Origin of the sequence: Mycobacterium europaeum, from assembly GCF_034555895.2 — a bacterium.
GTDB classification, from domain to species: Bacteria; Actinomycetota; Actinomycetes; order Mycobacteriales; family Mycobacteriaceae; genus Mycobacterium; species Mycobacterium europaeum.
Map to the genome: position 1 here is coordinate 1,048,076 of NZ_CP157315.1, position 22,353 is coordinate 1,070,428.

18 protein-coding genes and 2 tRNA genes are annotated in these 22,353 nt (G+C 68.4%); 13 read left to right on the forward strand and 7 right to left on the reverse strand.

Translation table 11 applies throughout. From position 1 onward, the window contains the following. Positions 1-19: 19 nt before the first annotated feature. From U8D42_RS05060 to U8D42_RS05085, 6 genes are all read left to right on the forward strand, one after another. A complete protein-coding gene (locus U8D42_RS05060; protein ID WP_322859014.1) occupies positions 20-2,056 on the forward strand; it encodes a cytochrome c oxidase assembly protein in 2,037 nt (678 codons plus the stop codon). A 154-nt stretch (positions 2,057-2,210) separates the two neighbouring features. Continuing rightward, entirely contained in the window at positions 2,211-2,690 is a 480-nt protein-coding gene (locus tag U8D42_RS05065; RefSeq protein ID WP_085239074.1) for a single-stranded DNA-binding protein, read from the forward strand. Positions 2,691-2,803: 113 nt separating this feature from the next. Next, on the forward strand, positions 2,804-4,480 hold the full coding sequence (gene ettA, locus U8D42_RS05070; protein WP_322859013.1) for an energy-dependent translational throttle protein EttA: 1,677 nt from the start codon (positions 2,804-2,806) through the stop codon (positions 4,478-4,480). 118 nt (positions 4,481-4,598) lie between these two features. Further along, positions 4,599-9,461 (forward strand): NAD-glutamate dehydrogenase, encoded by a 4,863-nt coding sequence (locus U8D42_RS05075; protein WP_322859012.1) that lies wholly within the window; start codon positions 4,599-4,601, stop codon positions 9,459-9,461. Then, positions 9,458-9,871, forward strand: coding sequence for an acyl-CoA thioesterase (locus U8D42_RS05080; protein WP_085239071.1), 414 nt, complete (start codon positions 9,458-9,460; stop codon positions 9,869-9,871). Before U8D42_RS05075 ends, U8D42_RS05080 begins: the two co-directional genes overlap by 4 nt. Continuing rightward, positions 9,859-10,530, forward strand: a complete 672-nt coding sequence (locus tag U8D42_RS05085) for a hypothetical protein (protein WP_322859011.1) — start codon at positions 9,859-9,861, stop codon at positions 10,528-10,530. Before U8D42_RS05080 ends, U8D42_RS05085 begins: the two co-directional genes overlap by 13 nt. Before the next feature lie 25 nt (positions 10,531-10,555). Here the strand turns inward: U8D42_RS05085 and U8D42_RS05090 are convergent, their stop codons facing one another. The 4 genes from U8D42_RS05090 to U8D42_RS05105 all read right to left on the reverse strand — a co-directional run bounded on the left by U8D42_RS05090 (position 10,556) and on the right by U8D42_RS05105 (position 14,439). Next, positions 10,556-11,590 (reverse strand): FAD/NAD(P)-binding protein, encoded by a 1,035-nt coding sequence (locus U8D42_RS05090; protein WP_322859010.1) that lies wholly within the window; start codon positions 11,588-11,590, stop codon positions 10,556-10,558. A 56-nt stretch (positions 11,591-11,646) separates the two neighbouring features. After that, a complete protein-coding gene (locus U8D42_RS05095) occupies positions 11,647-12,279 on the reverse strand; it encodes a DUF5134 domain-containing protein (RefSeq protein WP_322859009.1) in 633 nt (210 codons plus the stop codon). A 177-nt stretch (positions 12,280-12,456) separates the two neighbouring features. Next, the gene (locus tag U8D42_RS05100; RefSeq protein WP_322859008.1) at positions 12,457-14,022 is read right to left on the reverse strand and encodes a glycoside hydrolase family 13 protein; all 1,566 of its coding nucleotides are present in this window, start codon (positions 14,020-14,022) and stop codon (positions 12,457-12,459) included. Between the two features lie 21 nt (positions 14,023-14,043). Beyond that, positions 14,044-14,439, reverse strand: coding sequence for a globin (locus tag U8D42_RS05105; RefSeq protein ID WP_085239227.1), 396 nt, complete (start codon positions 14,437-14,439; stop codon positions 14,044-14,046). Positions 14,440-14,581: 142 nt separating this feature from the next. Here U8D42_RS05105 and U8D42_RS05110 point away from each other — a divergent pair, with 142 nt between their 5' ends. The 3 genes from U8D42_RS05110 to U8D42_RS05120 all read left to right on the forward strand — a co-directional run bounded on the left by U8D42_RS05110 (position 14,582) and on the right by U8D42_RS05120 (position 15,989). Next, positions 14,582-15,229, forward strand: coding sequence for an HNH endonuclease (locus U8D42_RS05110; RefSeq protein WP_085239067.1), 648 nt, complete (start codon positions 14,582-14,584; stop codon positions 15,227-15,229). Positions 15,230-15,307: 78 nt separating this feature from the next. Continuing rightward, a complete protein-coding gene (gene ctaJ / locus U8D42_RS05115) occupies positions 15,308-15,535 on the forward strand; it encodes an aa3-type cytochrome oxidase subunit CtaJ (protein WP_085239226.1) in 228 nt (75 codons plus the stop codon). Continuing rightward, entirely contained in the window at positions 15,522-15,989 is a 468-nt protein-coding gene (locus U8D42_RS05120) for a DUF5130 domain-containing protein (protein ID WP_085239066.1), read from the forward strand. Before ctaJ ends, U8D42_RS05120 begins: the two co-directional genes overlap by 14 nt. Positions 15,990-16,181: 192 nt before the next feature. Here U8D42_RS05120 and pepN read toward each other — a convergent pair whose 3' ends face one another. Further along, entirely contained in the window at positions 16,182-18,758 is a 2,577-nt protein-coding gene (gene pepN, locus U8D42_RS05125; protein ID WP_322859007.1) for an aminopeptidase N, read from the reverse strand. Positions 18,759-18,863: 105 nt separating this feature from the next. On the opposite strand from pepN, the gene U8D42_RS05130 reads away from it, so the two are divergent. From U8D42_RS05130 to U8D42_RS05140, 3 genes are read left to right on the forward strand one after another with little or no spacing between them, the layout of a single operon-like run. Continuing rightward, positions 18,864-19,487: a DsbA family oxidoreductase gene (locus U8D42_RS05130; RefSeq protein WP_322859006.1), complete on the forward strand. Its 624-nt coding sequence runs from the start codon at positions 18,864-18,866 to the stop codon at positions 19,485-19,487. A 27-nt stretch (positions 19,488-19,514) separates the two neighbouring features. Beyond that, positions 19,515-19,994, forward strand: coding sequence for a ribose-5-phosphate isomerase (locus U8D42_RS05135; protein ID WP_322859005.1), 480 nt, complete (start codon positions 19,515-19,517; stop codon positions 19,992-19,994). A gap of 7 nt (positions 19,995-20,001) precedes the next feature. Then, positions 20,002-20,802, forward strand: a complete 801-nt coding sequence (locus U8D42_RS05140; RefSeq protein WP_322859004.1) for an Fpg/Nei family DNA glycosylase — start codon at positions 20,002-20,004, stop codon at positions 20,800-20,802. 21 nt (positions 20,803-20,823) lie between these two features. On the opposite strand, the gene U8D42_RS05145 is transcribed toward U8D42_RS05140, so the two are convergent. Both U8D42_RS05145 and U8D42_RS05150 read right to left on the reverse strand, forming a co-directional pair. Continuing rightward, complete coding sequence (locus U8D42_RS05145) at positions 20,824-22,014, reverse strand: serine hydrolase domain-containing protein (RefSeq protein ID WP_322859003.1); 1,191 nt, start codon at positions 22,012-22,014, stop codon at positions 20,824-20,826. A 32-nt stretch (positions 22,015-22,046) separates the two neighbouring features. Next, positions 22,047-22,117: transfer RNA gene (locus U8D42_RS05150), tRNA-Gly, on the reverse strand. Positions 22,118-22,265: 148 nt separating this feature from the next. On the opposite strand from U8D42_RS05150, the gene U8D42_RS05155 reads away from it, so the two are divergent. Further along, positions 22,266-22,342, forward strand: a tRNA-Pro gene (locus tag U8D42_RS05155). Positions 22,343-22,353 lie beyond the last annotated feature (11 nt).

The following is a 22,353-nucleotide window of genomic DNA, read 5'->3' on the forward strand; positions in this document are numbered from 1 at the left end:
ACGGCCATACCCTGGCTGTATGACGGTCGATCGGTCTGTGGCCCCACGCGCGCTGGTGTGGCCGATGCTGACCGGCGTTGCCGTGCTGGCCGGCTGCACGGCCGCCGGCATCGGAGCCCTGTCGCTGGCCGACGCGCTGACGGCCACCGGCCTGCCGAACCCCGGCCCCGCTACCACTCTGGGGCTGCCGTTCGTCCGGGCGGCCGGGGAGATCGCCGCGGTGCTCGCGGTCGGGTCGTTCCTGTTCGCGGCCTTTTTCGTGCCGCCGCAACGCAACGGCGTCCTGGACGCCGACGGCTATCGGGCGCTTCGCCTGGGAACGGTCGCGTCGGGGGTGTGGGCGGTGTGCGCCGCGCTGCTGGTCCCGCTCACCATTTCCGACGTGTCGGGGCGGCCGCTGGTCGCGCTCCTGGACCCGGTGCGGATCTGGTCGGTGGCCGGTCTGGTCACCACCGCCTCCGCGTGGCGCTGGACTGCGGCGCTGGCCGCGGTGGTGATGCTGGCCAGCCTGCCGGTGTTGCGCTGGTCGTGGACGCCGCTGCTGTTCGCCGGCTCCCTGCTGACGCTGATCCCGCTGGGGTTGACCGGCCACTCGTCCGCCGGCGGGGCGCACGACCTGGCCACCAACAGCCTGCTGATCCACCTGGTGGCCGCCGCGCTGTGGGCCGGTGGCCTGCTCGCGCTCGCCGCGTACGGGCTGCGCGGCGGGGGGTATGTCGCCCTGGCGGCACGGCGGTTCTCCGCGATCGCGCTGTGGTGTTGGGTCGCGATGGCGCTCAGCGGTGTGGTGAACGCTGTGGTGCGCGTCCCGATCGGTGACCTGTTCACCTCGGACTACGGGCGCCTGGTGCTCGCCAAGTTCGCCGCGCTGTGCGTGCTGGGGATCCTCGGTTGGCGCCAGCGGCGCTCGGCGGTGTCCCGCTTGCAGGCGGAACCGGATCTTCCCGACGCGCGTCGCGCCCTGCTCCGGCTGGCGCTCGCCGAGGCCGCGGTCTTCGGGCTGACGTTCGGCGTCGCCGTCGGGCTGGGCCGCACCGCGCCGCCGCCCCCGCCGAACCGGCTGCCCTCGATCCCCGAGGCCGAGATCGGCTACGACTTCGACGGGCCGCCGACGCCGGCGCGCATCCTGTTCGACTGGCGCTTCGACCTGATCTTCGGCACGGCCGCCATCGTCTTCGCGGTTCTCTACGTGGCCGCCGTGCTGCGGCTGCGCCGCCGGGGGGATGCGTGGCCGCCGGGCCGGACCGCCGCGTGGCTGCTCGGCTGTTTCACGTTGCTGTTCGTCACCTCCTCGGGGATCGGCCGCTACATGCCGGCGATGTTCAGCGTGCACATGATCGCCCACATGGGCCTGTCGATGCTGGTCCCGATCCTGCTGGTGCTTGGCGCCCCGGTCAGCCTGGCGCTGCGGGCGCTGCCCGCCGCGGGCCGCGACGACCCGCCCGGGATGCGGGAATGGCTCTTGGCCGCGCTGCACAGCCGCTATTCACGCTTCGTCACCAACCCCGTGGTCGCCACCGTGTTGTTCGTCGCCGGGTTCTACGGGCTGTACCTTTCCGACCTGTTCGACACCGCCGTCAGCAGCCACGCGGGGCACCTGGCGATGAACGTGCACTTCCTGCTCAGCGGCTACGTCTTCTATTGGATCGTCATCGGGGTCGACCCCACCCCGCGCCCGATCCCCCCGCTGGCCAAGGTGGGCGTGGTGTTCGCGTCCCTGCCCCTGCACGCGTTCTTCGGGGTGGTGTTGATGGGCACCCGCAAAGTCCTCGGCGCCGACTACTACCGGTCGCTCGGATTGAGCTGGCACACCGACCTGCTGGGGGACCAGCGACTCGGCGGTGGCATCGCCTGGGCGGCGGGGGAGGTGCCCCTGGTGATCGTGATGCTCGCGCTGTTGGTGCAGTGGGCGCGCAGCGACAAACGCACGGCCCGCCGGCTGGACCGCGCCGCCGACCGCGACGACGACGCCGAGTTGGTCGCCTACAACGCGATGCTGGCCGAGTTGGCGCGGCGCGACGAGACGCCGAAGCGCTCCCACCAGCCCGCGGACTGATCCACAGTCGCGGTTCCTTCCACAGGGGCGATCGCTCGAACCCGTTTCGGGTCGGTGATACGCCGATCCCGTCGGTGGCGCCGGGCTCAATGGCAGCCAGGACGGGCGGTGAACGCGTTTTCCGCCCAATAGCAACCGAGAAGGGATCAGCCCAATGTTCGAAACCTCACTCACCGTCGTCGGACACATCGTCAACGACCCGCAGCGCCGCCGCGTCGGCGATCAGGATGTCATCAAATTCCGGGTGGCCAGCAATTCCCGCCGCCGTACCGCCGACGGCGGCTGGGAACACGGGAACTCGCTGTTCATCACCGTCAACTGCTGGGGAAAGCTGGTCACCGGCGTGGGTGCCGCGCTGGGCAAGGGCGCGCCGGTGATCGCGGTGGGCCACGTCTACACCAGCGAGTACGAGGACCGCGACGGCAATCGCCGCTCGTCGCTGGAGATGCGTGCGACGGCGGTCGGACCGGACCTGTCGCGGACCATCGTGCGGATCGAGAAGCCCGGCTACACCGGTCCCGACGTGGAACCCGTGGCCGTCGGCGGAACTTCGGTGGGTGCCGCCGACGTTGGTGGTGACGAGGACCTGAAGGCTCGCGAGGAACCGGCCTCGCCCGGTAACGCCGCTGCTTGACGGCGCCGGCCGTCCGTTCCGGCTTGACGGTCGGCTTAGGGGCGGGCCGAGGGCCGTCGGGCGGTGCCTAGGATGGTCCGCGAGATCACTCTGCAGAAAGGCATAACCGCGGCATGGCTGAGTTCATCTACACGATGAAAAAGGTCCGCAAGGCGCACGGCGACAAGGTGATCCTGGACGACGTCACGTTGAGCTTCTATCCGGGCGCCAAGATCGGTGTCGTCGGCCCCAACGGCGCCGGCAAGTCGAGCGTCTTGCGGATCATGGCCGGGCTGGACAAGCCCAACAACGGCGAGGCCTTTCTGGCGACCGGCGCCAGCGTCGGCATCCTGCAGCAGGAGCCGCCGCTGAACGAAGAGAAGACGGTGCGCGGCAACGTCGAAGAGGGGCTCGGCGACATCAAGGTCAAGCTGGATCGCTTCAACGAGGTCGCCGAACTGATGGCCACCGACTACTCCGACGAGTTGATGGAGGAGATGGGCCGGCTGCAGGAGGAGCTCGACCACGCCGACGCCTGGGACCTCGACTCGCAGCTCGAGCAGGCCATGGACGCGCTGCGCTGCCCGCCGCCGGACGAGCCGGTGACGAACCTGTCCGGTGGCGAGCGGCGCCGCGTGGCGCTGTGCAAGCTGCTGTTGTCCAAGCCCGACCTGCTGCTGCTGGACGAGCCGACCAACCACCTGGACGCCGAAAGCGTGCAGTGGCTGGAACAGCACCTGGCCGCCTACCCGGGTGCGGTGCTGGCGGTGACTCACGACCGGTATTTCCTGGACAACGTCGCCCAGTGGATCCTCGAGCTCGACCGCGGTCGTGCCTATCCCTACGAGGGCAACTACTCGACCTATCTGGAGAAGAAGGCCGAGCGGCTGTCGGTGCAGGGCCGCAAGGACGCCAAGCTGCAGAAGCGCCTCACCGAGGAGCTGGCCTGGGTGCGGCAGGGGGCCAAGGCGCGGCAAGCGAAGAACAAGGCCCGCTTGCAGCGCTATGAGGAGATGGCCGCCGAGGCGGAGAAGACGCGCAAGCTCGACTTCGAGGAGATCCAGATCCCGGTCGGGCCGCGGCTGGGCAACGTGGTCGTCGAGGTGGACCATCTCGACAAGGGCTACGACGGGCGCACCCTGATCAAGGACCTGTCCTTCACGCTGCCCCGCAACGGCATCGTGGGCGTCATCGGCCCGAACGGTGTCGGCAAGACGACGCTGTTCAAGACGATCGTCGGGCTCGAGCAGCCCGACAGCGGAACGGTCAAGGTCGGAGAAACCGTCAAGCTCAGCTACGTGGACCAGTCCCGCGCCGGTATCGATCCCAAAAAGACCGTGTGGGAAGTCGTTTCGGACGGCCTGGATTACATCGAGGTCGGCCAGAACGAGATCCCGTCCCGCGCCTACGTCTCGGCGTTCGGTTTCAAGGGCCCAGACCAGCAGAAGCCGGCCGGCGTGCTGTCCGGTGGTGAGCGCAACCGGCTGAACCTTGCGCTCACGCTGAAAGAAGGCGGCAACCTGATCCTGCTCGACGAGCCGACCAACGACCTCGACGTCGAGACCCTGGGGTCGCTGGAGAATGCCCTGGAGAAGTTCCCGGGCTGCGCGGTGGTCATCTCCCACGATCGCTGGTTCCTGGACCGCACGTGCACGCACATCCTGGCCTGGGAGGGCGACGAGGACAACGAGGCCAAGTGGTTCTGGTTCGAGGGCAACTTCGGTGCCTACGAGGAGAACAAGGTCGAACGGCTCGGTGTCGACGCGGCGCGGCCGCACAGGCTGACCCACCGAAAGCTCACGCGCGACTAGTGTCAGCTGCGCAGCCCCGTCGAAGCGGCCCCGACGGCGGCTGTGGGGGCGCCCCCGTTGCGGGGCAGAGTGGGCGGTTGAGCACAATGGCATCTGTCATGAGTTGGGAGCCATCGGCATGACGATCGATCCCGGAGCCAAGCAGGCCCTCAAGCCGTGGACCGCCTTCAGCCAGCAGCAGGACATACCGGACTGGATTGCGCGGGCCTACATCGAGAGCTATCGCGGTCCGCAGGGCGACGAACCCGGGGCGGGGCAATCTGGTCCGATCGACCTGACCGTCCCCAACGCCATCGTGACCCCTGGCATGCTCGGTGCCCACTATGAGCTCGGCCGCCACCGCCCCTCCGGCCAGAGCCGGGTCGCGGTCTACCCGCCGGACGACCCGGCCGGGTTCGGGCCGGCCCTGCAAGTCGTCACCGATCACGGCGGCATGCTGCTGGACTCCGTCACGGTGCTGCTGCACCGGCTCGGCGTGCCCTACGCCGCCATCATGACCCCGGTCTTCGAGGTGCAGCGCAACCCGAAGGGCGACCTTGTCAGCATCGATTCGAAGCCGCCCGGCGCCCCGCAATACGTGGGCGAGGCATGGATACACGTGCAACTGCTGCCGTCGGTCGACAGCAAGGGCCTGGCCGAAGTCGAACGGCTGTTGCCCAAGGTCCTGTCCGACGTGCAACAGGTCGCCAGCGACGCGGGCGTGCTGATTGACACCCTGACCGGGCTGGCCGCAGAAGTCGAAACCAACGCGCACGGCCACTTCTCGGCCCCCGACCGCGAGGACGTCGCGGCGCTGCTGCGGTGGCTGGGCAACGGCAACTTCCTGCTGCTGGGCTACCAACGCTGCCGTGTCCACGACGGCCTGGTCTTCGGCGACGGTTCACCGGGCCTGGGCGTCCTGCGGGCCCGCACCGGGTCCCGCCCCCGGTTGACCGACGACGACACGTTGCTGGTGCTGGCCCAATCGGTCGTCGGCAGCTACCTGCGCTACGGCGCCTACCCGTACGCCATCGCGGTCCGGGAAAACGTCGGCGGCGAAGACGGCGTCGTCGAGCATCGCTTCGTCGGCCTGTTCACCGTCGCCGCGATGAACGCCGACGTCCTGGAGATTCCCACGGTCTCGACCCGGGTCCGCGACGCGCTCGCCCTGGCCGACAGCGACCCGATCCACCCCGGCCAGCTGCTGCTCGACGTCATCCAGACCGTCCCGCGCTCGGAACTGTTCACGCTGAGCGCCGAACGGCTGTTGGCGATGGCCAAAGCGGTGGTGGACCTGGGATCGCAACGGCGTGCGCTGTTGTTCTTGCGCGCCGACCGGCTCCAATACTTCGTCTCGTGCCTGGTCTACCTGCCCCGGGATCGCTACACCACGCAGGTGCGGCTGCAGATCGAGGACATCCTGGTGCGCGAATTCGGTGGCACGCGACTGGAATTCACCGCGCGGGTCAGCGAATCGCCTTGGGCCCTCATGCATTTCATGGTCCGGCTGCCCCAGAAAGAAGAGGCCGCGGCCCCGGTCGACGTCTCCGAGGACAACCGGGTCCGCATCCAGGGGATGCTGAGCGAGGCCGCGCGCACCTGGACCGACCGGCTGATCGCCGCGGCCGCGGAAGGCTCCGTCGACCATGGCGACGCCGAGCACTACGCGACCGCCTTCCCCGAGGTCTACAAACAGGCCGTCACCCCCGCCGATGCCATTGAGCACATCGCGATCATCAAAGAGCTGCAAGACAACTCGGTGAAGCTGGTGTTCTCCGAGCGCGGAGGGGAGGGGGCCGCCCAACTGACCTGGTTCCTGGGCGGGCGCACCGCCTCGCTGAGCCAGCTGCTGCCCATGCTGCAGAGCATGGGCGTGGTGGTGCTCGAGGAGCGGCCCTTCACGGTGACCCGCCCGGACGGGCTGCCGGTGTGGATCTACCAGTTCAAGATCTCCACGCACCCCACCATCGCGCCGGCGAAGACGGCGGCCGAGCGGGAGGCGACCGCCCAACGATTCGCCGACGCGGTCACCGCGATCTGGCAAGGTCGTGTCGAGATCGACCGCTTCAACGAGCTCGTCATGCGCGCGCGGCTGACCTGGCAGCAAGTCGTGCTGCTGCGCGCCTACGCGAAATACTTACGACAGGCGGGGTTTCCGTACAGCCAGTCCTACATCGAGTCGGTGCTCAACGAGCATCCCTCCACCGCCCGATCGCTGGTCGTCCTGTTCGAGGCGCTCTTCGATCCTCGCCCGTCCGGTACGTCGGCCAACCGCGACGCCCAGGCCGCGGCCGCCGCGGTCGCCGCCGACATCGACGCGCTGATGAGCCTGGACACCGACCGCATCCTGCGGGCGTTCGCCTCGCTCGTGCAGGCGACGTTGCGCACCAACTACTTCGTGACGCGAGAGGGCTCGGCCCGCGCCCGAAATGTGTTGGCCCTCAAGCTCGACGCCCAGCTCATCGACGAGTTGCCCCTGCCCCGGCCCAAATACGAGATCTTCGTCTATTCGCCGCGGGTCGAAGGCGTGCACCTGCGCTTCGGCCCGGTGGCACGCGGCGGGCTGCGCTGGTCGGACCGGCGCGACGATTTCCGCACCGAGATCCTCGGCCTGGTCAAGGCGCAGGCGGTGAAGAACGCCGTCATCGTGCCGGTCGGGGCCAAGGGCGGTTTCGTCGTCAAGCGGCCACCGATGGCGACCGGCGACCAGGCGGAGGACCGCGAAGCCGCCCGCGCCGAAGGCGTCGCCTGCTATCAGCTGTTCATCTCGGGATTGCTCGACGTCACCGACAACGTCGATCACAAGACGAAGAAGGTCAGCCCGCCGCCCGAGGTGATCCGTCGCGACGGCGACGACGCGTACCTGGTGGTGGCCGCGGACAAGGGCACCGCCACCTTCTCCGACATCGCCAACGACGTCGCCAAGTCCTACGGGTTCTGGCTGGGGGATGCGTTCGCCTCGGGCGGATCGGTGGGCTACGACCACAAGGCCATGGGCATCACCGCGAGGGGGGCGTGGGAGGCCGTCAAACGCCACTTCCGGGAGATGGGCGTCGACACCCAGGCCGAGGACTTCACCGTCGTGGGCGTCGGTGACATGAGCGGCGACGTGTTCGGCAACGGCATGCTGCTGTCCGAACACATCAGGTTGATCGCCGCTTTCGACCACCGGCACGTCTTCCTCGACCCCGATCCCGACACCGCGGCCTCCTGGCGGGAACGCAAGCGCATGTTCGACCTGCCCCGCTCCAGCTGGGACGACTACGACAAGTCGCTGATCAGCGAGGGCGGCGGGGTGTACAGCCGCGAGCACAAATCCATCCCCGTCAGCCCGCAGGTGCGCGAGGCGTTGGGCATCGACGGCTCGGAAGAGGGGGTCACCGAGATGACCCCGCCCAGCCTGATCAAGGCGATCCTGCAGGCGCCGGTCGATCTGTTGTTCAACGGCGGGATCGGCACCTACATCAAGGCCGAATCCGAGTCCGACGCCGACGTCGGCGATCGCGCCAACGATCCGGTGCGGGTCAACGCAAGTCAGGTGCGCGCCAAGGTGATCGGCGAAGGCGGCAACCTGGGCGTGACCGCGCTCGGCCGGGTCGAGTTCGACCTGTCGGGCGGGCGGGTCAACACCGACGCCATGGACAACTCCGCCGGCGTGGACTGCTCGGACCACGAGGTCAACATCAAGATCCTGATCGACTCGCTGGTCACCGCCGGCAAGGTCGACCCCGGCGAGCGCAAAGAGCTGCTGGAGTCGATGACCGACGAGGTCGCGCAGCTGGTGCTCACCGACAACGAGGATCAGAACGACTTGATCGGCACCAGCCGCGCCAACGCGGCGAGCCTGCTGCCGGTGCACGGCAGGCAGATTCAGTACCTGGTCGACGAGCGGGGGCTGAATCGCGAACTGGAAGCGCTGCCTTCGGAGAAGGAGATCGACCGCAGGTGCGAGGCCGGCATCGGTCTCACCTCGCCCGAGCTGTGCACCCTGATGGCGCACGTCAAACTCGGGCTCAAAGAGGAGATGCTGAACACCGAACTGACCGAGCAGGACGTGTTCGCCTCCCGGCTGCCCCTGTACTTCCCGACGCCGCTGCGGGAACGGTTCACCCCCGAGATCCGCACCCACCAGCTGCGCCGCGAGATCGTCACCACCATGCTGATCAACGACCTGGTCGACACCGCCGGCATCAGCTACGCGTTCCGCATCACCGAGGACGTCGGTGTCGGGCCGGTCGACGCGGTGCGGACCTACGTCGCCACCGACGCCATCTTCGGCGTGGGCCAGATCTGGCGGCGCATCCGCGCGGCCAATCTGCCGGTCGCCCTGTCGGACCGGCTCACGCTGGACACCCGCCGGCTCATCGACCGCGCCAGCCGCTGGCTGCTCAACTACCGTCCACAGCCGCTGGCCGTCGGCGCCGAGATCAACCGGTTCGCGGCGAAGGTCCAGGAGCTGACCCCCCGGATGTCGGAGTGGCTGCGCGGCGACGACAAGGCCATCGTCGAGAAGGAAGCCGCCGAATTCAGGTCGCAGGGAACGCCCGAGGACCTGGCGTACATGATCGCCGCCGGCCTGTACCGCTTCAGCCTGCTCGACATCATCGACATCGGTGACATCAACGACATCGACGCCGCCGAGGTCGCGGACACCTACTTCGCGCTGATGGACCGGCTGGGCACCGACAGCCTCCTGACGGCGGTATCCGAACTGCCGCGCAACGATCGCTGGCATTCCCTGGCGCGCTTGGCGATTCGAGACGACATCTACGCATCGCTGCGGTCGCTGTGCTTCGACGTGCTCGCGGTGGGGGAGCCGGACGAAAGCGGCGAGGAGAAGATCGCCGAGTGGGAACACCTGTCTGCATCGAGGGTGGAGCGGGCCCGCCGCACTCTCATCGAAATTCAGGAAAGCGGGGAGAAGGACCTTGCGACGCTGTCGGTGGCCGCGCGTCAGATCCGGCGCATGACCCGCACCAGCGGAAGAGGTTCGTCGAGTTGAGCGTCGGCTTCGTAGCCCCCGTACCGGTGCGCTGGTCGGACATCGACATGTACCAGCACGTCAACCACGCCACCATGGTCACGATTTTGGAGGAGGCGCGGGTTCAGTTCCTGCGTGAAGCGTTCGAGGTCGACATCTTGACCATCGGGTTGCTGATCGCCGAAGTCAAGGTGACCTATAAAGGTCAGCTGCGGCTGGTCGATTCGCCGCTGCAGGTGACGATGTGGACCAAGCGGCTACGGGCCGTCGACTTCACGCTGGGCTACGAGGTGCGCTCGGTGTCCGCGGATCCGGAATCCAAGCCCGCCGTCATCGCCGAGTCGCAACTGGCGGCGGTCCATATCGAGGAGGAGCGGCTGGTGCGGCTCTCCGCGCATCATCGGGAGTATTTGCAGCGGTGGATTCGGTAGTTGATCGCGGCGTTTGGCTGGGGCCACAGGACCGGCCCGCTCAGCGCAGGGACCTGGCAGCGTTCGTCGATCATGCGCTGCGCCTCGACGACACCGCGGTCATTCGCCTCCGCAACCGATCCGCAGGGCTGCTGACGGCTTGGGTGGCAACGGGTTTCGATGTCCTGGCCAGCCGGGTGGTGGTCGGCCGGGTGCGGCCCGAGGACCTGTCCGTGGGCGCCGACGCCCTGGCGCGCGGCCTGACCGCGATGGATGACTCGGGCTACGTCGATCCCGGGTTCCCGATGGACTCGGCGTGGCGGGGGGCGTTGCCCCCGGACGCCGGCTTCACCCACATCGAGGACATACCCGCCCGGGTGGTGCTCGACCTGGCGCAGCGCGGCGCGCGGCTTGCCAAGGAGCACGGCAGTTCTCACGGCCCGCCCGTGTCGCTGCTCGACCAGGAGGTCATTCAGGTGAGCGCGCCCGACACCAGCGTCGGGCTGCCCATGCGGTGCGTGTTCGCTTTGACCGCAATGGGTTTCCTGCCGCAGTCCCCGGACGCCGTCGGCGCCGACGAGATGATCCGGGTGCGGATCCTGCCCACCTGGCTGCGCATCGACGCCCGGTTCGGCTCGGTGTACCGGCGCCGCGGGGACCCCGCTCTGCTGCTGAGCTGACGCTCCGGGCGGCGATCACCTCGAGTCACGTCCCGTAGGCCATCCACAGCGGGAGAACCGAGTCGAGGTAATCCATGAACTTCTGCAGGCCCACGCGGTATTGCCCGTATCCGTAGGGGTCTTCGGCGTATTCCGGGAAGGCGATGCCCAGCCCGAACAGGCCGGGGGCGATGATTCCGTTCATCCGGTTGTACCCCAGCGGTCCCCACTGGGGCGTCTCGGGCAGCTTTCGCGGCTCGAAACCGACGGTGTAGACCACGCGGTCACACTCGGCGACCTTCTCGTCGAACTCCGGGCTCGACACCAGGCACCTCTCCAGCCGTTCCGGGCACACCCCGTCGATGTTCTCGCGAGCCCACACCGCGGCCCGCCCCTTGAGGCCGGTGTCGTCGAACAGGATCCAATCATCCAGGTAGATCGCGTATTTGAGCGGGCTGCGGTAGAAGTTGATCACCTTGGCGACCGGAAGCCGCAGCAGGTGGGGCAACACGATCATCGACGAGTGCGACGAGCCGAAGACCCCAACCGTCGCTCCTTCCAGCGGCACCTCGGCGAGCTTGTCGGCATCCAGGGCGACCTCGACCGGAATCTCGTCGATGGGGTAGTCGAGGCTTATCGGTACCGCGCCGACCGCGAGAACCACGTTGTCCGAAGTCAGTTCCGGGCCGCGTGTCTCGATCCGCCACCGCCGCTGCCCCAGGGTCAACGTGGTGGCCGTCGTCTCGAATGTGTGCACCTGCTGGCGCAGCTGCCCGGTCACCCACACCAATGGATCGGCGACGAGGGCAAGGGCGCAGGTCTCCTCAGGGTCGACTTCGGCCAGCGGCAGCGGCGGAGCTTGTGAGAACCGAAACGCCGCAGAGCCATTCAAGTAACTCATGAAAGTCCCGGCGATGGTGTTGCTGGACACCGATCTCCACTTACCGCCCAGATCCCCTGCGGCAAAGGCGGGATCCACCCAGGCGATCTTGTCGGGCGGTATGCCGTGATCCAGTAACCGTCCCACCGCGGCAATGCCCGCGGGTCCCGCCCCGATCACCGTCCACGCGTAGGTCGCCATGTACTAGGTATAGAGGAGCGGCACGCCGGGCGCGGAGCCGCAAGCCTGGGATCGGGTCACACGATGTCGGCGAACATCAGCGCCGTACCGGCGGCGGTGACCGTCTGGGTCACGATTTGCGCGTAGCTGAGTCCAACGGTGCGTGGCGCCGATTTCGTCCAGCGCTGCGCCATCCAGCGGTACGCCCAGAACATCGCCACCGCGCCGAACCCCAGGGCCGCGGTCCAGTTCACGATGCTGACCCAGTCCGGTACGGCCGGGGACATGCGGTGCGCTGCGTGCTGCATCCCCGACGCGGGGCTGTGCGCGGGCATGCTCATCGCAGCGTCGCCCGGGTGACCGGCGCGGCCCGGCGAGCTGCCGTTCATCGCAACGTACATCCAGGCCATCGCCACCATCATCAGGGCGTAGTAGTAGTTGGTCAGCCTGCCGTCGCCGGCCCAGGGCCCGTGGCCGGCGATGCCGACGAACCAGGCGCCGCCGAGCAGGAAACACGTCGCGGCGACGACGGTCGGGAAGGTCATGCCCACCCCCCACGCCATCAGGATCATCACCGCCGACATCGCCAGGTGCAGCAGCTGGCTGACGACGCCGGTCCAGCAGCGGCGTTGGGCGACAAGGAAATATCCGTAGGCCGCGAAGCTGACGGTGAAGAGCGCCGTCACCAGCCATCGCAACGTGTTATCCACCAATCCGCCTTTCGCCGGTGGGCTCGCACGGCGCCAGCCGCAGACCCGGAATCGGCGGTTCGATCTCGGTCATGGCACGACAGTACCCCCGCAGGGTATCTCCACGTCGGAGCCACCCCGGTAGCCGGCTGATCCCGAGGCGAAAGCGTCTGGACCGCCGCGGCTTTGGGTGCGCCGTCAGGCCAGCCACGCCGCGGCGTCCGGGGCGAGCTGCCCGTCGACCAGCGGGGCGCTGGCCACGATGAGCTCTCCCGGTGGCAGTGGGGTCGGTCGGCGGCCGGCGTTCAGCGCGCACACCGCCCCGCCGCCGCGGCGCCGGAAGACCAGCGCATCCCGTGGCGCGTCCAGCCAGTCGATCTGGTCGCCCTCGAATTCGGTGCGCTCCTTGCGCAATTTGATGACGTGCCGGAAGAACGACAGCGTCGATTCGGGGTCCGCGAGCTGGCGCTCGACGGTCAGCGCCGCCCACTCCCGCGGCATCGGCAACCAGGTGTCGGGCGAGCTGGAGAACCCGAACGGGGGAGTATCGCCGGACCACGGGATCGGCACCCGGCACTTGTCGCGGCCGCGTTCGGTGTGCCCGGAGCGTTCCCACGTCGGGTCCTGCAGCACCTCGTCGGGCAGCTCGACGTCTGGCAGCCCCAGTTCCTCGCCGTTGTAGACGAACACCGCACCCGGCAGGGCGAGCATCACCATCGCCATCGCTTTCGCCCGGCGCAGCCCGACCTCGCCGCCCCCGTACCGGGTGACCTCCCGGCCGACGTCGTGGTTGGACAGCGTCCAGGTGGGGATGGCGTTTTCGATCGCGATGGCCTCCATCGAATTCTGGATCGCGTGCTGGATCTGGTCGGCGGCGAAGTCGATCTTGGTCAGCCGGAAGTTGAAACCCAGGTGCAGTTCGTCGGGTCGCAGATACTCGGCCCACAGGAGGTTGTCGAGCACCCACACCTCGCCGATGGTCACCGCGTCGGCATAGTCGTCGACGACCTTGCGGATCCCGCGGTGGATCTCGTGCACGCTGGGATGGTTGAAGCGCGGGTCGTCGTCGCTGTGGCTCAGCACCTTGACGTCGTCCTTGGCGTCGGGCAAATCGGCCGGCTTGGCCATGCCGTGTGCCACGTCGATGCGGAAGCCGTCCACGCCGCGCTCCAGCCAGAAACGCAGCGTCTTCTCGAAATCGTCGAAGACGTCGGGGTGTTCCCAGTTGAGGTCCGGCTGCTCGGTGTCGAAGAGGTGGAGGTAGTACTGGCCCGGATTGCCGTCCGGCTCGACCACCCGCGTCCAGGCGGACCCGCCGAACACCGACGTCCAGTTGTTCGGCGGCAGTTCCCCGTCGGGGCCCCGGCCGTCGCGAAAGTAGTAGCGCTCGCGCGCCTCGGTGCCCGGCCCCGCGGCCAGCGCGGCCTGGAACCACGGGTGCGCCGAGCTCGTGTGGTTGGGCACCACGTCCATGGTGATCTTGATGCCCCGCTCGTGCGCCGCCGGGATCAGGCGCTCAATGGCCGCCATCCCACCGAACAGCGGATCGATGTCGCGCGGGTCGGCGACGTCGTAGCCGTGGTCGGCCATCGGCGAGACGGTGACCGGGTTGAGCCAGATCGCGTCCACCCCGAGTCGCTCGAGGTGATCCAGATGGGCCAGTAATCCATCGATGTCGCCCACGCCGTCGCCGTCGCTGTCGGCGAACGACCGGGGATAGACCTGATAGAACACCGCGTTCGACCACCATGCTCCGGGGCTCATCCTGCTCCGTTCGGTTGGGTATCAGAAGGGCGAATTGACCAGTGAGTGGGCGGCCATCTCCAGGTAGTCGAGCAACTGGCGCCGGTGCTCGTCGTCGAGGGTCTGCGAGTCGATCGAGGCGACGGCGGTGTGCATGCAGCGCAGCCAGGCGTCGCGCTCGATCGGGGTGATCCGGAACGGGACGTGCCGCATCCGCAACCGGGGATGGCCGCGCCGTTCGGAGTAGGTGCGCGGGCCGCCCCAGTACTGCTCGAGGAACATGCGCAACCGTTCCTCGGCGCCCGCCAGGTCGTCCTCGGGGTACAGCTGGCGCAGGATCTCGTCCTCGGCCACCTGGGCGTAGAAGCGGGACACAATCGCATGGAACGTCTCGGCACCGCCGACGGCGTCATAGAAGGACTGGGGCTCGGAATCCATCGCCTCCATTGTGGTCCATGCCGGCGGCATCCGGCCGAGCCGGGCCGCGGGCGCTCTGGCTGTTCACCCGGACGACATGCCGTTCACCTGCAATAGGGGTGCGATTGGCGACGAATCATGGTGGACTATCCGCGGAGGATCTATGGCGCAGGGCAAGAGACGCCGCAGCCACCGCAGTTCCGGTGCCGCGGCAGGGTCAACCGGGCCCCCGACCGCGTCATGCCTGCATAGCGTCGACACCCATCCCCCCAACCGCCAGGACTGCGCGTCGCTGTGGAGTCGCCGGCGGGTGCTGCTGCTGAATTCGACCTACGAGCCGCTGACCGCGCTGCCGATGCGGCGGGCGATTGTCATGGTGATCTGTGGCAAGGCCGACGTGGTGCACCACGACCCCGCCGGACCGGTGATCCACTCGGCCACCAGCTCGATCCTGGTGCCCTCGGTCATTCAGTTGCGGTCCTACGTCCGCGTTCCGTACCGCGCCCGGGTCCCGATGACCCGGGCCGCGCTGATGCATCGCGACCGGTTCTCCTGCGCCTACTGCGGGGCCAAGGCCGACACCGTCGACCACGTGGTGCCGCGCAGCCGCGGCGGCGACCACTCCTGGGAGAATTGCGTCGCCTGCTGCTCGACCTGCAACCACCGCAAGGGCGACAAACTGCTCACCGAGCTCGGCTGGGTGCTGCGCCGGACGCCGCTGCCGCCGACGGGGCAGCACTGGCGGCTGCTGTCGACGGTCAAGGAGCTCGATCCGGCATGGGCGCGCTACCTCGGCGAAGGCGCGGCGTAGCGCCCGGATCGCACGACATCTCGTGTCCGAGTGTGCCGAGGGATCGTCGGGTGGGATACGGTTTTCGTCGTGAGCCTTTTGCAGATTCACCTGTACTTCATCGGGATACCGTTGCTGCTGGTGGCCGTGCTGGCGGTGCTGATCTGGTCGCACAAGGGACCGCACCCGGCGACCTACAAGTTGGGCGAGAAGTGGACGCACCCGCCGATCCTGTGGGCGGCCACGGACGAAGACGTCGGTCACGCGCACGGCGGGCACGACACACGGGAATTCTCAGTCGGAGGTGGCGCCAGTGGCACATGGTGAGATAGCGACCGTCGAGCCCGGCGAGCTGCCCGACGGCTGGGTGATCACCACCAGCGGGCGGATCTCCGGGGTGACCCAGGCGGGCGAGCTGTCCGTCCATTACCCCTTCCCGATCAAGGACCTCGTCGCCATCGACGACGCCCTGAAGTTCGGCTCGCGGGCGTCGAGGGCACGGTTCGCCATCTACCTCGGCGACCTGGGCAACGACACCGCCGCGCGCGCCCGCCAGATCCTGGCCAGGGTGCCGACACCGGACAACGCCGTGCTGCTGGCCGTCTCGCCCGACCAGAAGGTCATCGAGGTGGTCTACGGCTCCGAGGTGCGCGGCCGCGGCGCCGAGTCGTCCGCGCCGCTCGGGGTCGCCGCCGCGTCGTCGGCGTTACAGCGGGGCGACCTGGTGGACGGGCTGGTCAGCGCGATCCGCGTCCTCAGCGCGGGCATCGCCCCGGCCTAACGGCGATCGCAAGCGCGCCGTAGCCGGGCGCTGCGGGTCGCCGCCGTCGGGTTAGTGGCGATCGCAAGCGCGGCGTAGCCGGGCGCTGCGGGTCGCCATCATCGGGCCATCAGCCGCTCGCGAGGGTGCGTGTTCGTACGCGACACGCCGGTCGCCGGTGTGCAGACACGCACGCTCGGCGAGTGAGTCGGCCTAGTCGGCCGCGTCGAACCGGCGGGCCCGCAGGGCCCGCTTCACGCCGGCCTGGCCCTCGAGCACCAGCCGTCGCAAGGCCGGCGGCACGTCCGGGTCGGACAGGAACTTGTCGGCGGCCGCGATGCCGGCGTCGCTGATGTTCCAGTGCGGGTACAGCCCGATCACCACGGTTTGCGCGACCTCGCTGGACCGCCGCGCCCACACGCCCGGTATCGCCGCGAAATAGCGGTCCGTGAACGGTTCGAGCAAGCCGTGCTGGCCGGCCGGGGCGAAGCCCGCGATGATGGAGCGGGCGGTGATGTTGGCCAGGGTGTCGTCCTCGATCACCGTGGTCCAGGCCTCCTCCTTGACCTGCAGTTGCGGCCGCGCCGTCGCCGCCTGGGCGCCGTTTCGCTTGCCGGCGGCTGTCGGGTCGCGCTGCACCTCGGCGTCGATGAAGGGCGTCGCGGGCCCGTCGGCGTCGATTTCGCCCGCGCTCGCGAGTGCGGTCACGATGCGCCACCGCAGGTCGGTGTCGATCTCGAGGCCGGCCAGGCCAAGCTCGGCCGGATCGTGGTCGAGCAGGTCCGCCAGCGTCACGACGTGCCGGGTCGACAACACCGCCGAGCACAGGCTGTTGACGAACGCGAGCTGGTGATCGGAGCCGGGCTGCGCCGCGCGTGCCAGCTCCAGCAGCCGGTCGGCGAACTGCGGCCACCCCCGCTCATGCGCCCAGCCCGGCTCGGCATAGGAAGCCAGCGCCGTCTGCGCCTGCAGCAGCAGCCGCTGCGCCACCCCGACCTCGGTCTCGGCGTGCACCCCGGTCGAAACCAGGGCCACGAAGTCGCGCGCCCGCAGTTCGGCCTCGCGCGTCATCTCCCACGCCGCCGACCACACCAGGGAGCGCGGCAGCGGCTCGGCGATGTCGGCGATGCGCCGCAGCGCGGTCTGCAGTGACTGCGGGTCGAGCCGCAGCGAGCAGTAGGTCAGGTCGTCGTCGTTGACCAGCACCAGCTGGCCGCGGGAAACCCCCACCAGCGCAGGCACTTCCGTGACCGGGCCCGCGACGTCGAGTTCTTCCCGCCGCACCCGCACCAGCTTGCCGGCTCCGTCGTCGTCGTAGATCCCGATCGCCAGCCGGTGCACCCGGGTTTCGCCGGCCCCCGGCGCGGCACCGCTCTGGGTCAGCGCGAACCGGGTGAACGTCCCGTCGGCGTCGGTGTCGAAGTCGGCGCGCAGCGTGTTCAACCCGGTCGTCTTCAACCATTGCTGACCCCAGTCCGACAGGTCTCGGCCCGACGCCTTCTCCAGCGCGGCGACCAGGTCGTCGAAGGTGGCGTTGCCGAACGCGTGGCTGCGGAAGTAGTCGCGCAGCCCGGCCAGGAAGTGCTCCAGCCCGACGTAGGCCACCAGCTGCTTGAGGACCGAGGCGCCCTTGGCGTAGGTGATGCCGTCGAAGTTCACCTCGACCGCGGCCAGGTCGGGGATGTCGGCGGCGATGGGGTGTGTCGACGGCAATTGGTCCTGGCGGTACGCCCACGACTTCTCGACTGTGGCGAAAGTCGTCCAGGCCTCGGTGAATTCGGTGGCCTCGGCCTGACACAGCACCGAGGCGAACGTCGCGAACGACTCGTTGAGCCACAGGTCGTCCCACCAGGTCATGGTGACCAGGTCCCCGAACCACATGTGCGCCATCTCGTGCAGGACGGTTTCGGCGCGCCGCTCGTAGGAGGCCCGGGTGACCTTGCTGCGAAAGACGTAGTCCTCCAGGAAGGTCACCGCGCCCGCGTTTTCCATTGCGCCGGCGTTGAATTCGGGGACGAACAGCTGATCGTACTTGCCGAACGCGTACGGCAGCCCAAAGTTCTTGTGGTAGAAGCCGAACCCCTGTTTGGTCTGGGTGAACAACCGCTCGGCGTCCATGTGGCGCGCCAACGATTCCCGGCAGAAGATGCCCAGTGGGATCTCCCCGTGTTCGTCGGCGTAGGTGTCCTTCCATTCGGCGTACGGGCCGGCGATGAGCGCCACCAGATAGGTGCTCATCCGCGGCGTGGTGGCTAAGGTGTGCACCCCGTTTTCGATCGACACCGTGGCGCCGTTGGAGACGACCTTCCAATGCCGGGGCGCCGTCACGCGCAGGTCGAACGTCGCCTTGAGGTCCGGTTGGTCGAAGCAGGCGAACATGCGCTTGGCGTCGGCGGTTTCGAATTGCGAGTACAGGTAGGTCTCGTTGTCGACCGGGTCGACGAAGCGGTGCAGCCCCTCACCGGTGTTGGAGTAGCGGCAGTCCGCGTCGACGACCAGGACGTTGTGTTGCTCCAGGCCGGACAGCGCGATGCCGGTCGATTCGTCGTATTCGGACACGTCGATGTCGTGACCGTTGAGCGTGGCGCCATGCACCGTCTCGGCGGCGAGGTCGATGCACGTGTCGGCGCCGGGAAGCGCGTCGAACACCACCGTGGTCGTGGACCGGAACGTGCGTTCGCCCGGGTTCCCGGTGCCATCGGTGACATCGAGTTGGATCTGGTAGCTGTCGACGGTGACCAGGGCCGCGCGTTCGACGGCCTGGTCCCGCGTGAGATTAGGAAGGGCCACGCGTCCAACTTACGTGCCCCGTTCGCGTCCCGGGCACTGCGGGAACAGCGGCGCGGCGCCTACGGTTGTGCTCAACGGTGTGTCGACCGACGAGAGGACTGCGCTATGCCTGACAAGGGTGCCGGGAAAGACCAAGCCGATTTCTGGTTCGATCCGCTGTGCCCGTGGTGCTGGATCACGTCGCGCTGGATCCTCGAGGTGGAGAAGGTTCGCGACATCGACGTGCACTTCCACGTGATGAGCCTGGCGATCCTCAACGAGAACCGCGAGGGCCTGACCGACAAGTATCGCGAGATGATGAAGCACGCGTGGGGGCCGGTCCGGGTGGCGATCGCCGCCGAGCAGGCCCACGGTGCCGAGGTGCTGCACCCGCTGTACACGGCCATGGGCACCCGGATCCACTACGAGGACAACAAGAATCTCGACGAGGTCATCAAGTTGTCCCTGGCCGACGTCGGCCTGCCCGCGGAGCTGGCCGAGGCCGCGCACAGCGACGCCTACGACGACGCCCTGCGCAAGAGTCACCACGCCGGCATGGACGCCGTCGGCGACGACGTCGGCACGCCGACCATCCACGTCAACGGGGCGGCGTTCTTCGGGCCGGTGCTCTCGAAGATCCCGCGCGGCGAGGAGGCCGGCAAGCTGTGGGACGCGTCGGTGACCTTCGCGTCTTACCCGCACTTCTTCGAACTGAAGCGGACCCGCACCGAGAAGCCCGAATTCGACTGACCGGTTGCCCGTGTAAGGATTGCGGGCATGCGCGTCTACCTCGGCTCTGACCACGCCGGATTCGAGCTCAAGCAACAGATCATCGAGCACCTGAAAGCGTCCGGGCACGAGCCGATCGATTGCGGTGCCTACACGTACGACGCCGAGGACGACTACCCGGCGTTTTGCATCGCCGCCGCGGTTCGCACGGTGGCCGATCCGGACAGCCTGGGCATCGTGCTGGGCGGGTCGGGCAACGGTGAGCAGATCGCCGCCAACAAGGTGCCAGGAGCCCGGTGCGCGCTGGGGTGGAGCGTGGAGACCGCGACGCTGGCCCGCGAACACAACAACGCCCAGTTGATCGGGATCGGTGGTCGCATGCACACCGTCGAAGAGGCGCTGGCCATCGTGGACGCGTTCCTGACCGCGCAATGGTCGAAAGCCGAACGCCACCAACGGCGTATCGACATCCTCGCCGAGTACGAACGCACCCACCAGGCGCCGCCGGTGCCCGGCGCACAGGGCTGAGGCGCCTATGCCCGAAGGGCACACCCTGCACCGGCTGGCCCGGCTGCACCAGCGCCGTTTCGGCGGGGCGCCCGTCGCGGTGTCGAGCCCGCAGGGCCGCTTCGCCGATGCGGCCGTGGTGGACGGGCGCGTGTTGCGCCGCACCAGCGTCTGGGGCAAGCACCTGTTCCACCACTATGACGGCGGCCCGATCGTGCACGTGCACCTGGGTCTCTACGGCGCCTTCACCGAATGGCCACGCGAGGACGCGGTCCTTCCCGCACCGGTCGGGCAGGTGCGGATGCGCATGGTCGGCGCCGACTACGGCACCGACTTGCGCGGGCCGACGGTGTGCGAGGTGATCGACGAGGGTCAGGTTTCCGGGGTGCTGGCCAAGCTCGGTCCCGACCCGCTGCGCAACGACGCCGACCCGTCCTGGGCGTGGAATCGAATCAGTAAGTCCCGCAGGTCCATTGGTGCACTGTTGATGGATCAGACCGTCGTCGCCGGCGTCGGCAACGTCTACCGCAACGAGCTGCTGTACCGCCACAACATCGACCCGCTTCGGCCCGGCCGGGAAATCAGCGAGGCGGAGTTCGACGCGGCGTGGACCGACCTGGTGGCGCTGATGAAGGTCGGCTTTCGCCGCGGCAAGATCATCGTGGTCCGGCCCGAGCACGACCACGGACCGCCGTCGTATCGGCCTGGGCGGCCCCGGACGTATGTCTACCGGCGCGCGGGCGAGGCCTGCCGGGTGTGCGGGGATTCGATCCGCACGGCCGTCCTGGAGGGGCGGAACCTGTTCTGGTGCCCCACCTGTCAGAAATGACGGGCCGCGTCCGCCTCGACGCTAGATGACGCCGAGCGTGGCGTAGACCTGGTTGCTGAGGGCCAGGCTGCGCGGGTCCGCGTTGGCCTTGGTGGCGTCGAACCGGTTCGCCACGTACGCGTAGCCGATGCGGTGTTCCAGGTCGACGAAGCCGAAGGAGCCACCCAGGCCGCCGTGGCCGAAGATCCGCGGGTTGGGCCCGTTGACGCACCGCTGGTTGAGCATGTAGCCCAAACCCCAGCCGTGGTCGGCGACGCGCGGCCCCAGCACCAAGTCGGTCTCCAAGCCGCCCTGACACTCGCGCACGAGGTCCATGTGCTCGCGGCTGAGCACCTTCTCCTGCGCGAGCGCGTTATAGAACGTCGCCAACCCCAGGGCCGACACCTGCCCGTTGGTGCCCGGGAACTCGAGTTCGCGCCACAGCCGCAGGTCGTGGGAGCCGAGCTCGTCGTCGGGGGCGAAACCCATCGAGATCGACAGCCCCGCCTTGGGATGGTCGGCCAGGCTCACCGGGTAGCCGGGGGCCTGCGCGTCGGCCAGCAGGTCCCGGGCGTGCGGCTTGTTGACCCGCTCCGCGCAGCGGCTTTGTTCGGCCAGGGACAGGCCGATGTGGACGTCGGCGCCGAACGGTTCGGCGATCTCGGTGCGCAGGTATTGGCCGATCGTCCGGCCCGTGACGCGGCGGAACACCTCCCCGAGGATGAATCCGAACGTGGTCATGTGGTAGCCCTGCGCGGTGCCCGGCTCCCAGTAGGGTTCGGCGGCCGCCAGCTGGCGGCAGACGAAGTCCCAGTCGGCGACGTCTTCCCAGCGCAACCGGGTGCGGGGGCCGATCACGCCGGACCGGTGGCTCATCACCATCGCCAGCGTGATGTCTTTTTTGCCCGCCTGCCCGAACTCGGGCCAGTAGTGGGCGACCGGGGCCTGCAGGTCCAGCTCGCCGCGATCGGCCAGTTGATGGACACAGGTGGCCGACAACCCCTTGGTCCCGGACAGGACCGTGGTCAGGGTGTTCTGCTGCCAGGGCCGGGTCTGGGCGGCGTCAGCCCAGCCGCCCCAGAGATTGACGACGAGGCCGCCGTCCACCCACACCGCGACGGCCGCGCCCACTTCGTCGCCCAGCCTGAAGTTGCGTTCGAACGCGTCGCGCACCCCGGCGAAGTCCGGCGCGCATGACCCGTGGATCGGCGCATCCGTTTCTGGGTCGCTCATGGCGCCTCTCTGTGGAGCAGATCCTTAACCCGAGCGGGCGACGGGAATCGAACCCGCGTAGCTAGTTTGGAAGACTAGGGCTCTACCATTGAGCTACGCCCGCATGTATTGGTCGAGCGTGACTGTAGCTGTCGACGAAGATCAAATCTAATCGATGCGGTCTTGTGATCGCTCCGTGAGGGTCTGCGAGGTCGCCGCGACGCCCGTGGCCAACCCGGGCTCGAGGGGCCTTAGGATCATCGAGGTCAGCGCGGGGTGTAGCGCAGCTTGGTAGCGCATCCGCTTTGGGAGCGGAAGGCCGCAGGTTCAAATCCTGTCACCCCGACCAGCACCACCCCG